This window comes from Actinoplanes solisilvae, assembly GCF_003999975.1.
GTDB lineage: Bacteria > Actinomycetota > Actinomycetes > Mycobacteriales > Micromonosporaceae > Actinoplanes > Actinoplanes solisilvae.
In genome coordinates this window covers 23788-37343 of the sequence record NZ_RJAC01000021.1, presented here as the reverse complement: position 1 = coordinate 37343, position 13556 = coordinate 23788, and the positions used below count along the sequence as shown (strand labels likewise).

At 71.3% G+C, this 13556-nt stretch carries 11 protein-coding genes and 1 pseudogene; 5 read left to right on the top strand and 7 right to left on the bottom strand.

Going from position 1 to position 13556, the window contains the following annotated elements:
* Positions 1-115 precede the first annotated feature (115 nt).
* Together EER30_RS36135 and EER30_RS36130 are read left to right on the top strand one after the other, a co-directional pair.
* Positions 116-979, top strand: coding sequence for a LysR family transcriptional regulator (locus tag EER30_RS36135; RefSeq protein ID WP_127505478.1), 864 nt, complete (start codon positions 116-118; stop codon positions 977-979).
* Positions 976-1530 carry a DUF6518 family protein gene (locus tag EER30_RS36130; RefSeq protein WP_127505476.1) on the top strand — a complete coding sequence of 185 codons (555 nt, stop codon included), beginning with the start codon at positions 976-978 and terminating at the stop codon, positions 1528-1530. The genes EER30_RS36135 and EER30_RS36130 overlap by 4 nt, the downstream gene beginning before the upstream one ends.
* 25 nt (positions 1531-1555) lie before the next feature.
* On the opposite strand, the gene EER30_RS36125 is transcribed toward EER30_RS36130, so the two are convergent.
* On the bottom strand, positions 1556-2182 hold the full coding sequence (locus tag EER30_RS36125) for a carbohydrate kinase family protein (protein WP_240670511.1): 627 nt from the start codon (positions 2180-2182) through the stop codon (positions 1556-1558).
* A gap of 251 nt (positions 2183-2433) precedes the next feature.
* Between EER30_RS36125 and EER30_RS50080 the strand changes: the two are divergent.
* Positions 2434-3076: pseudogene (locus EER30_RS50080) on the top strand (class II fructose-bisphosphate aldolase); the annotation flags it as partial.
* Positions 3077-3217: 141 nt separating this feature from the next.
* Here the strand turns inward: EER30_RS50080 and EER30_RS49025 are convergent.
* The gene (locus tag EER30_RS49025) at positions 3218-3970 is read right to left on the bottom strand and encodes a hypothetical protein (RefSeq protein WP_127505473.1); all 753 of its coding nucleotides are present in this window, start codon (positions 3968-3970) and stop codon (positions 3218-3220) included.
* Between the two features lie 93 nt (positions 3971-4063).
* Between EER30_RS49025 and EER30_RS36110 the strand changes: the two genes are divergently transcribed.
* A complete protein-coding gene (locus EER30_RS36110) occupies positions 4064-5080 on the top strand; it encodes a LacI family DNA-binding transcriptional regulator (RefSeq protein ID WP_127505472.1) in 1017 nt (338 codons plus the stop codon).
* Between the two features lie 47 nt (positions 5081-5127).
* Here EER30_RS36110 and EER30_RS36105 read toward each other — a convergent pair whose 3' ends face one another.
* From EER30_RS36105 to EER30_RS36095, 3 genes are all read right to left on the bottom strand, one after another.
* The gene (locus EER30_RS36105; protein WP_127505470.1) at positions 5128-5457 is read right to left on the bottom strand and encodes an ArsR/SmtB family transcription factor; all 330 of its coding nucleotides are present in this window, start codon (positions 5455-5457) and stop codon (positions 5128-5130) included.
* Positions 5444-5878, bottom strand: a complete 435-nt coding sequence (locus EER30_RS36100) for an SRPBCC family protein (RefSeq protein ID WP_127505468.1) — start codon at positions 5876-5878, stop codon at positions 5444-5446. Before EER30_RS36100 ends, EER30_RS36105 begins: the two co-directional genes overlap by 14 nt.
* Before the next feature lie 128 nt (positions 5879-6006).
* On the bottom strand, positions 6007-7071 hold the full coding sequence (locus EER30_RS36095; protein ID WP_127505466.1) for a class I SAM-dependent methyltransferase: 1065 nt from the start codon (positions 7069-7071) through the stop codon (positions 6007-6009).
* 107 nt (positions 7072-7178) lie between these two features.
* On the opposite strand from EER30_RS36095, the gene EER30_RS36090 reads away from it, so the two are divergent.
* Positions 7179-11246, top strand: a complete 4068-nt coding sequence (locus EER30_RS36090; RefSeq protein WP_127505464.1) for an ATP-binding protein — start codon at positions 7179-7181, stop codon at positions 11244-11246.
* On the opposite strand, the gene glpK is transcribed toward EER30_RS36090, so the two are convergent.
* Together glpK and EER30_RS36080 are read right to left on the bottom strand one after the other, a co-directional pair.
* Entirely contained in the window at positions 11217-12707 is a 1491-nt protein-coding gene (glpK, locus tag EER30_RS36085; protein ID WP_127505462.1) for a glycerol kinase GlpK, read from the bottom strand. The two genes, EER30_RS36090 and glpK, sit on opposite strands and share 30 nt — an antisense overlap.
* A complete protein-coding gene (locus EER30_RS36080) occupies positions 12704-13477 on the bottom strand; it encodes an IclR family transcriptional regulator (protein ID WP_127505461.1) in 774 nt (257 codons plus the stop codon). Before EER30_RS36080 ends, glpK begins: the two co-directional genes overlap by 4 nt.
* Between the last annotated feature and the right edge of the window lie 79 nt (positions 13478-13556).

Below are 13556 nucleotides of genomic sequence, written 5' to 3'. Positions count from 1 at the left end.
AAAACGTCAAGCGGACTAGTGCCGACCTATCGCGGGCCTCGCGGCTATAGTTCGCGGCTATGCGTGCGTATAAGCCCGGGGCCGGCGACTCGGCTCTGGCGTTGCGGCCGGCCCGGTGACCGCGGGCGGCGTCTCGGCCGAATCGCTCGCGTCGTTCGCGGTTTTCGCCGATCACCTCAACTTCACCAAGGCCGCCGCCGAACTGCGCATCTCGCAGCCCGCGCTGCACGTCAAGGTGCGCAAGCTGGCCGAGTCGCTGGGACGGCCGCTCTATCACCGCGACGGCCGCCGTCTCGTGCTCACCGCCGACGGTGAAGCGGTTGCGCGTTTCGCGCGTTCGCACGATGAGCGGCTCGCGCAGTTTCTCGCCGAGTTCGCCGGCGCCGAGTCCACCCGTCCGATCGTGCTCGCGGCCGGCCAGGGCGCCTACCTCTATCTGCTCGGCGACGCCATCCGCACGATGCTGGCCGAGGAACCGGCCCGCCTGCGCCTGATCAACTGCGACCATCGGCAGATGCTCACCGCCGTTCGCAGCGGACAGGCCCACGTGGGAGTGAGTGTGCTCGACGTCCTCCCCGACGACCTGACCGTCACCGAGCTCGCCACTTTTCCACAGGCGCTGCTCGTTCCGGTCGGCCATCGGCTGGCCCGCCGCCGCTCGGTGGAGTTGCGTGACCTGGCCGGTGAGCGAATGGTCGTCCCGCCGCAGCACCGTCCCCAACGGTTGTTGCTCGAACGCTCACTTCGCTCAGCCCGAACCGGCTGGACGGTCGCCGTCGAGGCCGAAGGCTGGCCCCTCATCACCCATTTCGTCGCGCTGGGCGTGGGCGTCGCCATCGTCAACGGCTGCGTGCCCGCGCCGTCCGGGCTCGTGGCCAAGCCCGTCACCGACCTGCCGTCGGTCACTTACCACGTGGTGCACCAGCCGTCCGCCGCCGCTGACCCGCGGGTCGCGGCCCTGCTCGACCGACTCCGATGACGAGACTCCGGCGGCTCGTGGCCGTACTCGTCTCAGCTCTGATCTTCGGCATGGTCGCGGCCCTGATCAAAGGCGACCACGACGGCATCCGCGACACGATCGGCAACCTGAGCACCCCGTGGCTGCTCGTCGCGCTCGCGGCCGGACTGCACACTCGCTCACTCCTGCGTGGCGCGCTGCTCGGCGTGGCCGCCACCGTCACCGCGCTGCTCGGCTTCTACGTGATCGTCGCTGTGACCGCCGACGGCGGACACCTCGAACACGTCCTCCGCGACAACCGCACATGGCTGTTCTCGGGTTTGCTGAGCGGCCCGGTCCTGGGTGCCTTCGGGGCCTTCCTCCAGCGCCGCGCCCCCGACGTCCCCCTGGCCGTGACCGCCGTGACCGGCCTGCTCCTGATCTTCGAGCCGCTCGTCATCTACGCCGCTCGCATAGTCCCCGGCTGGCGCGAGGTCATCCACTGGCACCTGACCCCCGCCATCTACATCGCCGAGGCCCTGCTGGGCTGCGCGGTGCTCGCGTTGGCCTGGCGCCGCGCCAGATCCCGCTGACGCCGCACCCAACTCCGCCGGCGATCTAAGCGGGCAGGTCCGCTCGCGTTGCCTGCGCGGCCGTTCCGCCGGCGGCCCGGGTGCTCAGCGAACCGGCGGTGACAGCCCAGCGCAGCGCGGACGGCAGGTCGTGTCCGCTCAGACGGGCCGCGAGAAAACCGGCGTTGAAGCTGTCGCCCGCCCCGGTCGTGTCGACCACGTCGACCTCTACGCCCGGGGCCGCGCACGAGCCTTCGGGCCACCACGCTTGAGCGCCCCGAGCGCCGTCCTTCATCACGACCGTCGTGCCGGGCAACTTCGCGGCAGCTTCCTCCGGACTGGACGCACCGGTCACGGCGAGCAGTTCGGCGGCGTTCGGCAGGAACACGTCGGTGTGCTCGAGGATCCCGCTGAGCGACTCCCACTTACCGGAGGGATCCCAGTTCGTGTCGAGTGATGTGGTCAGGCCGACGCGATGTGCGCGTTCGAACACTTCGCTCAGTCCCGCGGCCAGCCCCGGCTGCAGGTAAAGCGACGCCACATGCACATGACGCGCACGAACGAGCAGTTCGTCGCTCACATCGCCGGGGCGCAGGGCCGAGATCGTTCCGGGCAGGGTGAGCATCGCGCGGTCGTGCGGTTCGGACAGGATCACGGTCAGGCCGGTCGGCACTGGCTGCTCGCCCCGCCCTCGCCAAGCCCAACACCACCGAACTGGTCGAACTGCTCGGCGACACAACGAGCGTCCACAGGCTGAGCGAACTACTGAGCGATACGACAACCAGCGTCCACAACCTGCTCACCGACGCCACGATCGCTCAGATTCGTGCAGCGACGAGCAGTCCGGTTGTCGTCTCGCTCGGACCGGGCGGATTGCTGGCGGTCACGCCGGACGGCGCCGCCGTCGACCCCGGCGCCTTCAACGTGATCACCGTCGAGCACGCCGAGGCCGTCGTCACCGGCGCCGAGCAGGCCAACCGCCCCGTCATCCTGCAGATCAGCGAGAACGCCGTCCGTTTCCACCACGGCCGCCTGACCCCGATCGCCGCCGCCGCGCGCGGTCGCCCGGGACTCCACCGTCCCCGTTGCCCTGCATCTGACCACGTCGAGTCGGATGACCTGCTGGCCCGGGCCGCCGCCAACGGTTCGGCTCGGTCATGTACGACGCGTCCCGGCTCCCCTACGCCGCGAACATCGTCGCCACCACCGCGGCGGCCAAGCTCTGCCACCACGCCGGCCTGTGGATAGAGAGCGAACTGGGCGAAATCGGCGGCAAGAACGGCGCCCACACCCCCGGCGCCCGCACCGACCCCGCCCAGGCTTCCGCTTTCGCCGCCGCCACCGCATCGACGCCTTGGCCGTAGCGGTCGGCTCGTCGCATGCCATGCACACCCGCACAGCCCGACTCGACCACGATCTAGTCGCCCGGTTGCACGAATCTGTTCGAATCCCGCTCGTTCTGCACGGTTCCTCCGGCGTACCGGAGGACGAACTGATCGCCGCGGTCCGTGCGGGCATATCCAAGATCAACATTGGCACGGCTCTCGACCTGGCCTTCACCGGCGAGATCCGAGCAGCCCTGCGCGACCACCCCGACCTGGTCGAACCCCGCCGCTACCTGGCCCCGCCCGCGACGCCATGGCCACCACCGTCGCCGAAGCGCTACGCCTGCTCGCCGCACCGGTCCGCAGCCGGCGAAGCCGAAGCGCTATCCCTGCTCGCCCTGCCGGTTCACGGCCAGTTGCCCCGAAGGCCCAGCGACTGCCTGCTCCGACGGCCGCCCCGCGATCAGGTCGGCGATGTTCAGCCCCCACCGGCCGAAGCGCGCGTCGAACCCGTCGGCCCGGTCCTTGGCCCGCACACCTTTGGCGGCGTCGTAGTGGTGCCGAGCCCACACCGACCCCGGCCGGGCCAGCCGGAACGCCCCGACCCACGAGATCGGCGGAACAAACACCCCGATCACCGCGGTCGAGTATTTGCCCTTGCGCACGCAGATCAGCACCGCCGCCAGGTGCACCAGGGCAGACACCACCACAACCACATGCCCGGCGCCCAGCCCGTCCGTCGCGGTGATCGGATTCAGCCCGAGCAAGGCCAGCCCCATCACGCTGAGCGTCAACGCGACGAGCTGCACGGACAGCTGCCCCTGGGGCGACCAATAGACGTCCTTCAAATGCAGGATCAGCGCGAACTCGTCCAGGATCAGCGACGACCCCACCCCGATCAGCACCCCCGCCACCTCGGCCCACGGCCGTGTGCCGCCCGTCGCGACCGACAGGTACGCACCGATCAGGGTGAGAATGATCCCCGGCACGGCGTGGTGGATGTGCACTCCGCCCGAGATGTTGTTCCGGAACGGCCCTCGGCCCGCCCGGATCATCCGCGTGATGGTCCGCGTCGACAGGAACGTGAGCAGGAACGACACGAACAGCAGCAGGAACGGCAACCGCCCAGTGGTCATGGCAACCTCGCGATCATCCTGAGGGCATGTCCGCACGATAGCGGCCGGAAATCCCGATGCGGGACCACCGGGCGGCCCTCATAGACTGGGCGTATGTCACACAGGAGACCCACGCTCGCCGACGTCGCCGCGGAAGCCGGCGTCTCCAAAGCGGCCGTCTCCCGCGTCATCAACGACGCCCCCGGAGTCGCCGCCCAGACCCGCGAACGCGTACGTCAGGTCATCACCGACCTCGGCTACCGCCCCGACCCGGTCGCCCGGGCCCTGGCGTCCGGCCACGGCGACGTGGTCGAGCTGGTCATCGTCGACGACACGTCCGTCTTCGGCACGAGCCCCTACTACGGCCGCGTCACCGCCGGCATCCTGCAGGAGCTGGCCGGCAGCAACGCCCAGCTCCGCGTCCACGTGGTCGACGAGCTGAACACCGCCGCCCTGCTCAACCGCATCGCCGCCTCGGTCAGCCTCGGTGTCCTGCTGATCAACGTGCCACCCGTGCTGGCCGGTGAGTTCTACCGCCGCTGCGAACGCGTCGTCACGATGGGCCCCACCGTGCCCGGCCTGCCCTTCGTCGGCCTGGAGAACCCCGAGGGGGCGTACGCGGCGGTTCACCATCTTTTCGAGACGGGTCGCCGCCGCATCGCCGCCCTGCACGGTCCCGACGGCAACTCGTGCGCCGAGGGCCGCCGCGAGGGCTACCGCCGTGCCGTCAAAGACCTCGACCTGCCCGAGATCTCGGCCACCGGCAAGTTCCGCCGTGAGGCCGGCTACGAGCTGACCCAGCGCCTGCTGGCCGAGCACCCCGACCTCGACGCGATCTTCGCCGGGTGCGACCTGCTGGCCACCGGCGCGATGCAGGCTTTGGGCGACGCCGGCCGGCGCATCCCCCGTGACGTGGCGGTCGTCGGCTTCGACGACAGTGTCATCGCCGAGTGCGCCAATCCGCCCATGTCCTCGGTCCACCAGCCTGTCGAGCAGATGGCCGCCGCCGCCACGAGAGCCCTGATCAACCGTCAGATCGCCCCGCACTGGCGCTGTGTCTTCCCGGCCCACCTGCAGATCCGCCAGAGCACGGCGCCCCTGAGCACGGCGTCTGAGCGCACGGCGGCCTGAGCAGAGCGGCCTGAGCAGAGCGCCTAAGCACAGCGGCCTGAGGCCGGCTATCCCAGCCGGTCCCGGAGGGCGGCCAGCGGCCCGTCCCAGTCGCGGGCCAGCACGCCCAGGAACTGCTGCGCCACCTTCATCGGTCCCGAGTCCAGGCGGTAGCGGACCCGGCGGCGCTCGCCGGGTTCGGCGATCACGAGGCCGGCCTCGCCCAGCAGGGTGAGGTGCTTGGCGATGGCCTGCCGGGTGATCGGTAACCGGGCGGCGAGGTCGGTCGCGGTGGCCGGGCCCCGGGCCGCCAGCGCGGCCAGGATCGCTCGCCGGCTCGGGTCGGCCAGGGCCGCGAAGACCTCCTGCGCCACGGACTCCAGGTCAGAGTTTTCCATCGAGATACGCGACCAGCTCACCCAGTTCGTTCTTCCAGCCCTCGGTGTTGCCCGAGAACGCCTTCTTGTGGTCGTCGTCGGGCAGCTGCGAGAAGCCCGACTCGACCACGGTCAGCGTAGTGCCGCCCCCGTTGGCCTCCAGCGTGAACTCCACATAGGTGCGGCGCGGGTCCCCGTCGGGCAGCCCGTAGATCGGCCACGTGTACGCGAACACCCGCGGCGGTTCGAGCCGCTCGATCGTCAGCGTCGCCGTGTCGCCGCTCTCCCAGCACAGTTTCGCCTGCCCACCGATCCGCAGGTCAACCTCGGCCCGGTTGCCGAACCACGTGCCCAGCCCCTCCGCCGTGGTCAACGCCGCCCACACGCGCTCCGGCGCCTGCGCCAGCTCGACTGTCCGCTCGATCCGATCCGGAAATGCCATGTCCGCCTCCTGAATAGCAACCACTTGGTTGCCACTCAATGTATAGCAACCAACTGATTGCGTCAACGCCGAGCGGAGACCGATCCGGCGGACCGGTCCGGCGACGCTGCCGGACCGGACGCCGCGGATCACGGGCGCAGCTGGAAGACCATGTTGAACGGGGTCTCGGCGATACGGTCGAAGCGGGTGAAACCGGCGCTCTCGGCCACCGCGCGCAGGCGCGACTCGCCGGCCTGCGCCCCGAGGGCCGCCCCGACCTCCTGCGACAGCGAGTTCGGCGTGCAGAGCAGCGTCGACGCGCCGTAGTAGACCGCGCCGACCGGGTTCAGGTTGTCGGCGATCGCGTTTCCCGCGTACGGCTCGACCAGCAGCACGCTGCCCGCCGGGTCCAGGCTTTCCCGCAGGTGGCCGAGCACGCCGGCCGGGTCGCCCATGTCGTGCAGGCTGTCGAAAAGACAGATCAGGTCGTACGTCCCGGACAGCTCCTTCGCCCGTCCGACCTCGAACCGCGTCCGGTTGCCGACACCGCCCGCGGCCGCACGCTCGCGCGCCGACGAGATCGACTCGTCGTGGTAGTCCGTGCCCACGAACGTCGACGCCGGATACGCCCCCGCCAGCAGCACCGTCGAGGCCCCCAGGCCACAGCCCACGTCGGCCACCCGGATCCCCGTCCGCAACCGCTCCTCGACGCCGTCCATCGCGGGGATCCACTCCGCGGTCAGGTGCGCGTGATACCCCGGCCGGAAGAACCGCTCGCAGCCCTCGAACAGGTCCTTGTGGTGTTCGTGCCAGCCCACCCCCGCTCCCGTACGGAAGGCCGTCACCATCCGGTCGGTCGAGCGCACCGCCGCCAGCATCAGCTCGAACCCGCCGATCACGCAGGCCGGGCTGCTCTCGTCGGTGAGCGCGATCGCGTTTTCCACAGGCAGTTCGAACCGATCGTCCCCGGCGTACGCGACGTAACCGGCCGCCGCCTGTGCACACAGCCATTCCCGCACGTATCTCTCGACCGTCCCGGTGCTGTCGGCCAGCTCGCCCGGCGTGATCGGGCCGGCCCCGGCCATCGCCCGGTACAGGCCCAGCTTGTCCCCGATCACCGCGAGCGACCCGTTCAGCATCGCGCCGAAGTCACCGACCGACTTGAAGACGAATTCCATGAGCTTCTGCTCGTTGACCGCCGTAGCCGTAGTCATCTCAGTTCCCTCTCCTCAGTGGTTGCCGGGGAACGTAACCAGCCCGTTTTCCCATCTCTGTCCGTTTGCTGTCCGCACTGCGCGCTCGAACAGCGCACAATCACCGCGTGGCCGACGCACTGCGCGTTCATCTGCTCGGCGGCTTCCGCGTGGAGGTCGCCGGCCGCGACGTGCCCGACGGCGAGTGGCGGCGCAGTGGCGCGACCGCCCTGGTCAAGATCCTGTGCCTGCATCGCCGCCTGCACCGGGACCAGGCCGTCGACCTGCTCTGGCCGGACGCCGCCGGCGACGTCGGTCTTCGCCGCCTGAACAAGGCGCTGCACTACGCCCGCCGCGTGCTCGGCTCCGACCGGCTCCGGCAGCGCGACGGCATGCTGCTGTTCGCCACGGACAATCTGTGGACAGACGTGGACGCATTCGAGCAGGCCGCGCGCAAAGGCGACACCGAGGCGGCCCTGGCGCTCTACACCGGCGACCTTCTCCCCGAGAACAGGTTCGACGACTGGGCCGAGCCCCGCCGCACCGAGCTGCGCGACGCCGTGGTCCCCCTGCTGCTGGCCCGGGCCTCCGGCGGCACCCCGCAGCAGGCCGAGCGAGACCTGCTACGCCTGATCGCCCTGGACCCGCTGCACGAAGAGGCCTACGCCCGCCTGATGCGCCTGGAAGCCGGCCGGGGCCATCGCCACGTGGCGCTCCGCTGGTACGACCGCTTGGCCGCCCAGCTCCGCGCCGAACTCGACGTCGAACCCCGAGCCGACCTCCAGCAACTGCACCGCACCCTGTCGACCGGCGGGGTGGTGGAGGAACAAGCGCGAGGAACGGCGGGCGTCCGGGCGGGGAAAACGGCCCGAGCCGGGGCGGGCGGCCAGGCAGCGGAACTGGATGGAAGTGCGCACGGCTCGGCTCCACGGCGAGCGGGAGCTCCGGCGGCCGCGAGAGCCGAAGAGCGCGCTGTCACGAGAGCCGAAGAGTCCGCCCGCACAGGCCCGAGCGAATCGGGCGGGAATGGGCCGGACGAGGAACGCAAGCTCGTCACGGTTCTCGACGCGGACCTTCGGGGCGTTCGGGGCACGGCGGCCGACGCCGATCCGGAGAGTGCGCGCCGCGAGATAGCCCGGTGGACCGACCAGCTCGGCGAGATTGTCGCTCGCTGGGGCGGCGCGGTGCAGCCGCTGCTCGGCGGCGGGGTGATCGGCATCTTCGGCTTCCCGACGGCCCGCGAGGACCATGCCGTCCGCGCGCTGCGGGCCGCCTCCGAGATTCTGCGTCGCTGCCCGGCCCCGATCCGGCTGAGCGTCGACACCGGCCAGATCATCGCACCGGCCTCCGGGGCCGAGCTCTCCCGAATCGGCGGTGCCGTCCTCGACAGCGCCGCTCGCCTGCGGGCCGCCGCCGCCCCGCACACTGTCCTGGTCGCCGACCGAACCCGCCGGGCCGCCGAGCAGGTCGAGTTCCGCGCCGGCGCCTCGAGCCCGGCAGCGTTCAGCCCCGGCCCAGCGAACCGGGCGGCGCTCAGCCACGGCCCAGCGAACCCGGCGGCGAACGGTACCGACGACCCGGCAGGAAACGGCTCCGCGGATCCGGCGGCGAACGGCTCCGCGGACGCGGCGGGGTTCCGCTTCAGCGACGCCTACTCGGTGGGTGCGCCGCCCGTCATCGCCTACCGGCTTCTGAACGGCGAAATCGATCGAGCCGCGCCGACGAAATCCGCCCGCGAAACCCCCATGATCGGCCGGGCCGACGAGCTCAAAGCTGTCCTCAGCCTCATCGACGAGGCCGTGACCAGCGGCCGCCCTCGCCTGATCACGGTCACCGGCGTCGCCGGGATCGGCAAGACGCGGCTCGTGCACGAGATCGTCGCGCGGCAGGAGAACGCCCGGGTGCTGGTCGGCCGGTGCCTCGCGGCCGGGGACGGCATCACGTTCTGGGCGCTCGGCGAGATCCTGCGTCAGGCGTGCGGCATCCCGCTCGGCGACTCCGGTGCCCGCGCCCAGCAGCGTCTGCGGGACCACCTGCGCGAGGTCCTCGAGGGCCAGCGCCTGACTCCGGCCGAGCTCGACACCACGATCTTCGCCCTGGCCACCACCGCCGCCGTACGGCTCCCCGACAACCCGCTCGACGCCGCCGACCCGCGCGAGGTCGCCGACGAGCTGAGCCGCGCCTGGCCCCGCCTGGCCACCGCGTTCGCCACCCGCGGCCCGTTGCTGCTGGTCGTCGAGGATCTGCACTGGGCCGGCGCTCCCCTGGTCGGCATGCTGTCGCGCCTGGTGACGCGCGCCCACGGCCCGATCGTCGTCCTCACCACGGCTCGGCCCGAGTTCCTCGAGTCGCAGCCCGGGCGCCCCGACGTCAGCATGGTGTCGCTGCGCGAGCTCCCGCCCGACGACAGCCGTACGCTCCTGGCCGCTCTCCCTCATCCGCCGAGCCGCCGCGACGAGATCCTGGCTCGGGCCGAGGGCAACCCGTACTTCCTGGCCCAGCTCGCCGCCCACGCGAAGGACGACGACTCCCTGCCCGACACGCTGCACGCCCTGCTGGCCGCCCGCGTCGACGCCCTGCCCGCCGACGAGAAGCGCCTGCTGCAGGCCGCGTCCGTGATGGGCCGCGTCTTCTGGACCCCGCCGCTGCGTGCTCGCCTCGGCGACAACTTGCCGACGATCCTGGCCGCCCTAGAGGACAAAAGCCTCATTCATGCCCGGGACGACGAGTACGCCTTCCAGCACGCCCTGCTGCGCGACGTGGCGTACGCGAGTCTGCCCGCGGCCCAGCGCGCGGCCGGGCACGCCGAGGTCGCAGCCTGGCTCGAGGAGGTCTCCCGCGAACGCATCGACGAGGTGATCGAACTCGTCGCCGTGCACTACTCAGCCGCCGCCGACGGCCCTGACGCCGACGAGTGGACACGCGGCAAGGCCTTTCGTTCGCTGATCACCGCCGGCATCGCCGCCCGCCGCCGCTGGGCCGTCCCGCGCGCTCTCGACCTGCACCGGGCCGCCGTACGGCATGCCGCGACCCCGGCCGAGCGGGCCGGCGCGCTCGAGGCGATCGGCGACGACCACGAGACCGCGTACGCCGGTGACGAGGCCGTCCAGGCGTGGCGCGAGGCGATCACGGCGCTGCGCAACGCCCCCGAGCACGGCGATCGGCGGGCCGGTCTCTGCCTGAAGACCGCGCAGATGGTCGTGGCCCGCTGGGGTGGTTTCCGCGCGCCGGCCGATCCCGCTCTCGGCGACCGCGTGATCGACGAGGGCCTGGCCGCGGTCGCCGACCCGCCCACGAAGACCCAGCTGCTGGCGCTGCGCGCGCTGTGCGGGGGCCGCTGGGCGTGGACCGGCCGTGACGACCCCGTCCCGGTGACCGGCCGGCAGGCGGCCGCCGACGAGGCCTGCGCGCTGGCCGACCGGCTGGGTTCGCCCATGTTGCGCGCGCAGGCGCTGCTCGGCCTGACCGCGGTCCGGTTCCTGCAGGAGCGCTACGACGACGCCGTCACGACCGTGCTCGACGAGGTGGCCCTGGTCGAGCAGGAGGGCCGCAACCGGGACCGCGCGCTCGGGCACGCCATCGCCTGCCTGGTCGTCGGTGGTGTCCGCGGCGATTACGAGCTGGCCCTGGAGCACGCCCATCGATCGTACGACTGGGCTCGTGATCTTTCCCCGCACGACCGCCTGCACGGCACCGCGGCGGTGCTGGTCTGCCTGGAGGAGCTGGGCCGCTGGGACGAGGTCGACCCGTTCCTCGACGAGCACCTGAGCCTGCGCCAGGGCCCGATCGTCGGCATGGCCTGCCCGTACATCCGCAGCGGTCCGTTGACCGGAGCCCTCGCGCTGGCCCGCCGCGGCGATATCGCCCGCGCCCGCGAGGTCGCCGCCACTGTGAGCGTCGACCTGAACTATCCGGGGATGGCCGAGGTCGTGCGCGCCCGTCTGGCCGTCGTCACCGGCGACGTCACAACCGGACGTGCCCTGGCCGAGCGGGTCGTCGCGCTGGGCCGCCGCCCCGGCCCCGAGGAGATCCCGCACGAGGCCCTCGCCCTGGTCGAGGCGTTGCGCGCGGCCGGCGACCACGACGCCCTGGCCGGCTTCCTTCCCCACGCGAAGAAGACGGCCGCCTATCTGGCCCCGCTCAGGTCGGCGCTTACGAAAAACAGGTCAGCCCTGGATCCAGTCGAACGTGCGTGACACCGCCCGCTTCCAGTTCGCGTACTCGCTGTCGCGGCGCTCGGCGTCCATCGTGGGCATCCACTGCGCCGCCCGGTGCCAGTTCTGCCGCAAACCCTCCAGATCGGGCCAATAGCCGACAGCCAGCCCAGCGCCGTACGCCGCCCCGAGCGACACGGTCTCAGCAGCGAGCGGCCGCACCACCGGCACATCGAGAACGTCGGCGATGTACTGCATGAGCAGATTGTCGGCCGTCATCCCGCCGTCCACGCGCAGCGTCTTGAGCGCCAGCCCCGAATCGGCGTTCATCGCGTCGACCACCTCGCGCGTCTGCCACGCGCTGGCCTCCAGCACGGCTCGGGCGAGGTGACCCTTGGTGATGTACGAGGTGAGCCCGACGATCACCCCGCGGGCTTCGCTGCGCCAGTGCGGGGCGTAGAGGCCGCTGAACGCCGGCACGATGTAGCACCCGCCGTTGTCGCTGACAGTGCGCGCCAGCGTCTCGATCTCCGGCGCGCTGGCGATGAGTTCGAGCTGGTCACGGAACCACTGCACCAGCGAACCCGTGATCGCGATCGAGCCTTCCAGGGCGTACGCGGCCGGTTCGCCCTTGATCTGATAGGCGACGGTGCTGAGCAGGCCGTGGGTCGAGCGCACCAGTTCCGAACCGGTGTTGAGCAGCAGGAAACTGCCCGTCCCGTACGTACATTTGGCCTCACCCGGCGCGAAACAGGTCTGGCCGAACAGGGCCGCCTGCTGATCGCCGAGTGCCGCACCGATGCGCACCCCGGGGAACGCCGCGGTGGCCGTGCCGAACACGCCGATCGACGGGCGCACCTCGGGCAGCATCGCGCGCGGGATGCCGAAGAACTCGAGCGACGCCGGCGACCAGTCGAGCGTGTGGATGTCGAGCAGCAGCGTGCGGCTCGCGTTGGTCACGTCGGTGACGTGCAGCCCGCCGGTCAGCTTCCAGATCAGCCAGGTCTCCATCGTGCCGAACAGCACCTCGCCGCGCTCGGCCCGCTCGAGCAAGCCGGGTGTGTGGTCGAGCATCCACCGCACTCGCGGCCCCGAGAAGTACGTGGCCAGGGGAAGACCGGACCGGTGGCGTACGCCCTCAGCGCCCGGAAGGTGGTCGAGCCGGCCGACCATCGTGTCGGTGCGGGTGTCCTGCCAGACGACGGCGTGCCCGATCGGCTGGCCGGTCTTCTTGTCCCACAGGATCGTGGTCTCGCGCTGGTTGGCGATGCCGATGGCGGCGACCTGGTCGATGGTGGCGCCCGCCCGGCGCAGCGCCTCGGGGCCGAGCCGTTCGACGTTGCGCCAGATCTCGGCGGCGTCGTGCTCGACCCAGCCCGGCTTCGGGAAGTGCTGCTTGTGCTCCTGCTGGGCGAGCGAGACGAGCTGGCCCCGCCGGTCGATGACGATGCACCGGGTCGAGGTGGTGCCCTGGTCGATGGCGACGACGTAGCGCTCGGTCATGGGGCCCCTCCTCGGAATGTCGCTCCAAGATCACGGGAGACCGCGCGGGCGGCGTCCCTCACATTGGCCACCAGCGCGGGCCGCGGGCGGTAGTGGCTGTCGCAGATGCGTTCGACGTGGCCCGAGATGCCGATCGCGCCGACGACGAGCCCGCCGTAGGCCCGGATCGGCGCGGCGATCGACGCCTCGCCGCGGTGCAACTCCTCGACCTCGGCGCTCCAGCCGGCCTCGCGTACCGCCCGCAGGGCCTCGGTCAGCTCACGCTGGGTGCCGGCCGTACGGCTGGTGAACCGGTCAAGTGCGGCGGGAGCGGCGGCGCCGTCGGCACGGTAGGCCAGCAGGGCCTTGCCGAGGGCGGTCGCGTGGATCGGCAGGAGACTGCCCACGTCGAGCGTCTGGAAGGTGTCGTCGGGCCGGAAGACGTGGTGGACGACGAGCACCTGGCCGTCGAGCACGGTCCCGATGCGTACGGCCTCACCGCTGCGCGCGGCGAGCGGGTCGGCCCAGTTGATCGAGCGGGAGCGCAGCTCGTTGACGTCGAGAAAGCCGGTGCCGAGCCGCAGCATGGCCGCGCCGAGCTGGTAGTGGCCGCTGACCCTGTCCTGCTCGACGAAGCCGACCTTGCGCAACGTCTGGAGGATGCCGTGGGTCGTCGGTTTGGCCAAATCGAGCGAACGGCTGATCTCGGCCAGGGAGAGCCGCCCGGAACCGCCCGCGAGCAGCCGCAACACCGCTGCGGCGCGCTCGATGGACTGCACTGTTCCCGGCACGTTTCGACTCTATGTCGCCGAGCCGCCACGTCCAGCTTTCCGACGTTCGACATTGTCGAATGGCGTTCATTGTCCGTGC

Coding starts and splice junctions, on each gene's coding strand:
- EER30_RS49025 (WP_127505473.1), bottom strand. CDS start 3,970: ATGACCACTGGGCGGTTGCCGTTCCTGCTGCTGTTCGTGTCGTTCCTG.
- EER30_RS36095 (WP_127505466.1), bottom strand. CDS start 7,071: ATGACTACGGCTACGGCGGTCAACGAGCAGAAGCTCATGGAATTCGTC.
- EER30_RS36100 (WP_127505468.1), bottom strand. CDS start 5,878: ATGGCATTTCCGGATCGGATCGAGCGGACAGTCGAGCTGGCGCAGGCG.
- EER30_RS36130 (WP_127505476.1), top strand. CDS start 976: ATGACGAGACTCCGGCGGCTCGTGGCCGTACTCGTCTCAGCTCTGATC.
- EER30_RS36110 (WP_127505472.1), top strand. CDS start 4,064: ATGTCACACAGGAGACCCACGCTCGCCGACGTCGCCGCGGAAGCCGGC.
- glpK (WP_127505462.1), bottom strand. CDS start 12,707: ATGACCGAGCGCTACGTCGTCGCCATCGACCAGGGCACCACCTCGACC.
- EER30_RS36105 (WP_127505470.1), bottom strand. CDS start 5,457: ATGGAAAACTCTGACCTGGAGTCCGTGGCGCAGGAGGTCTTCGCGGCC.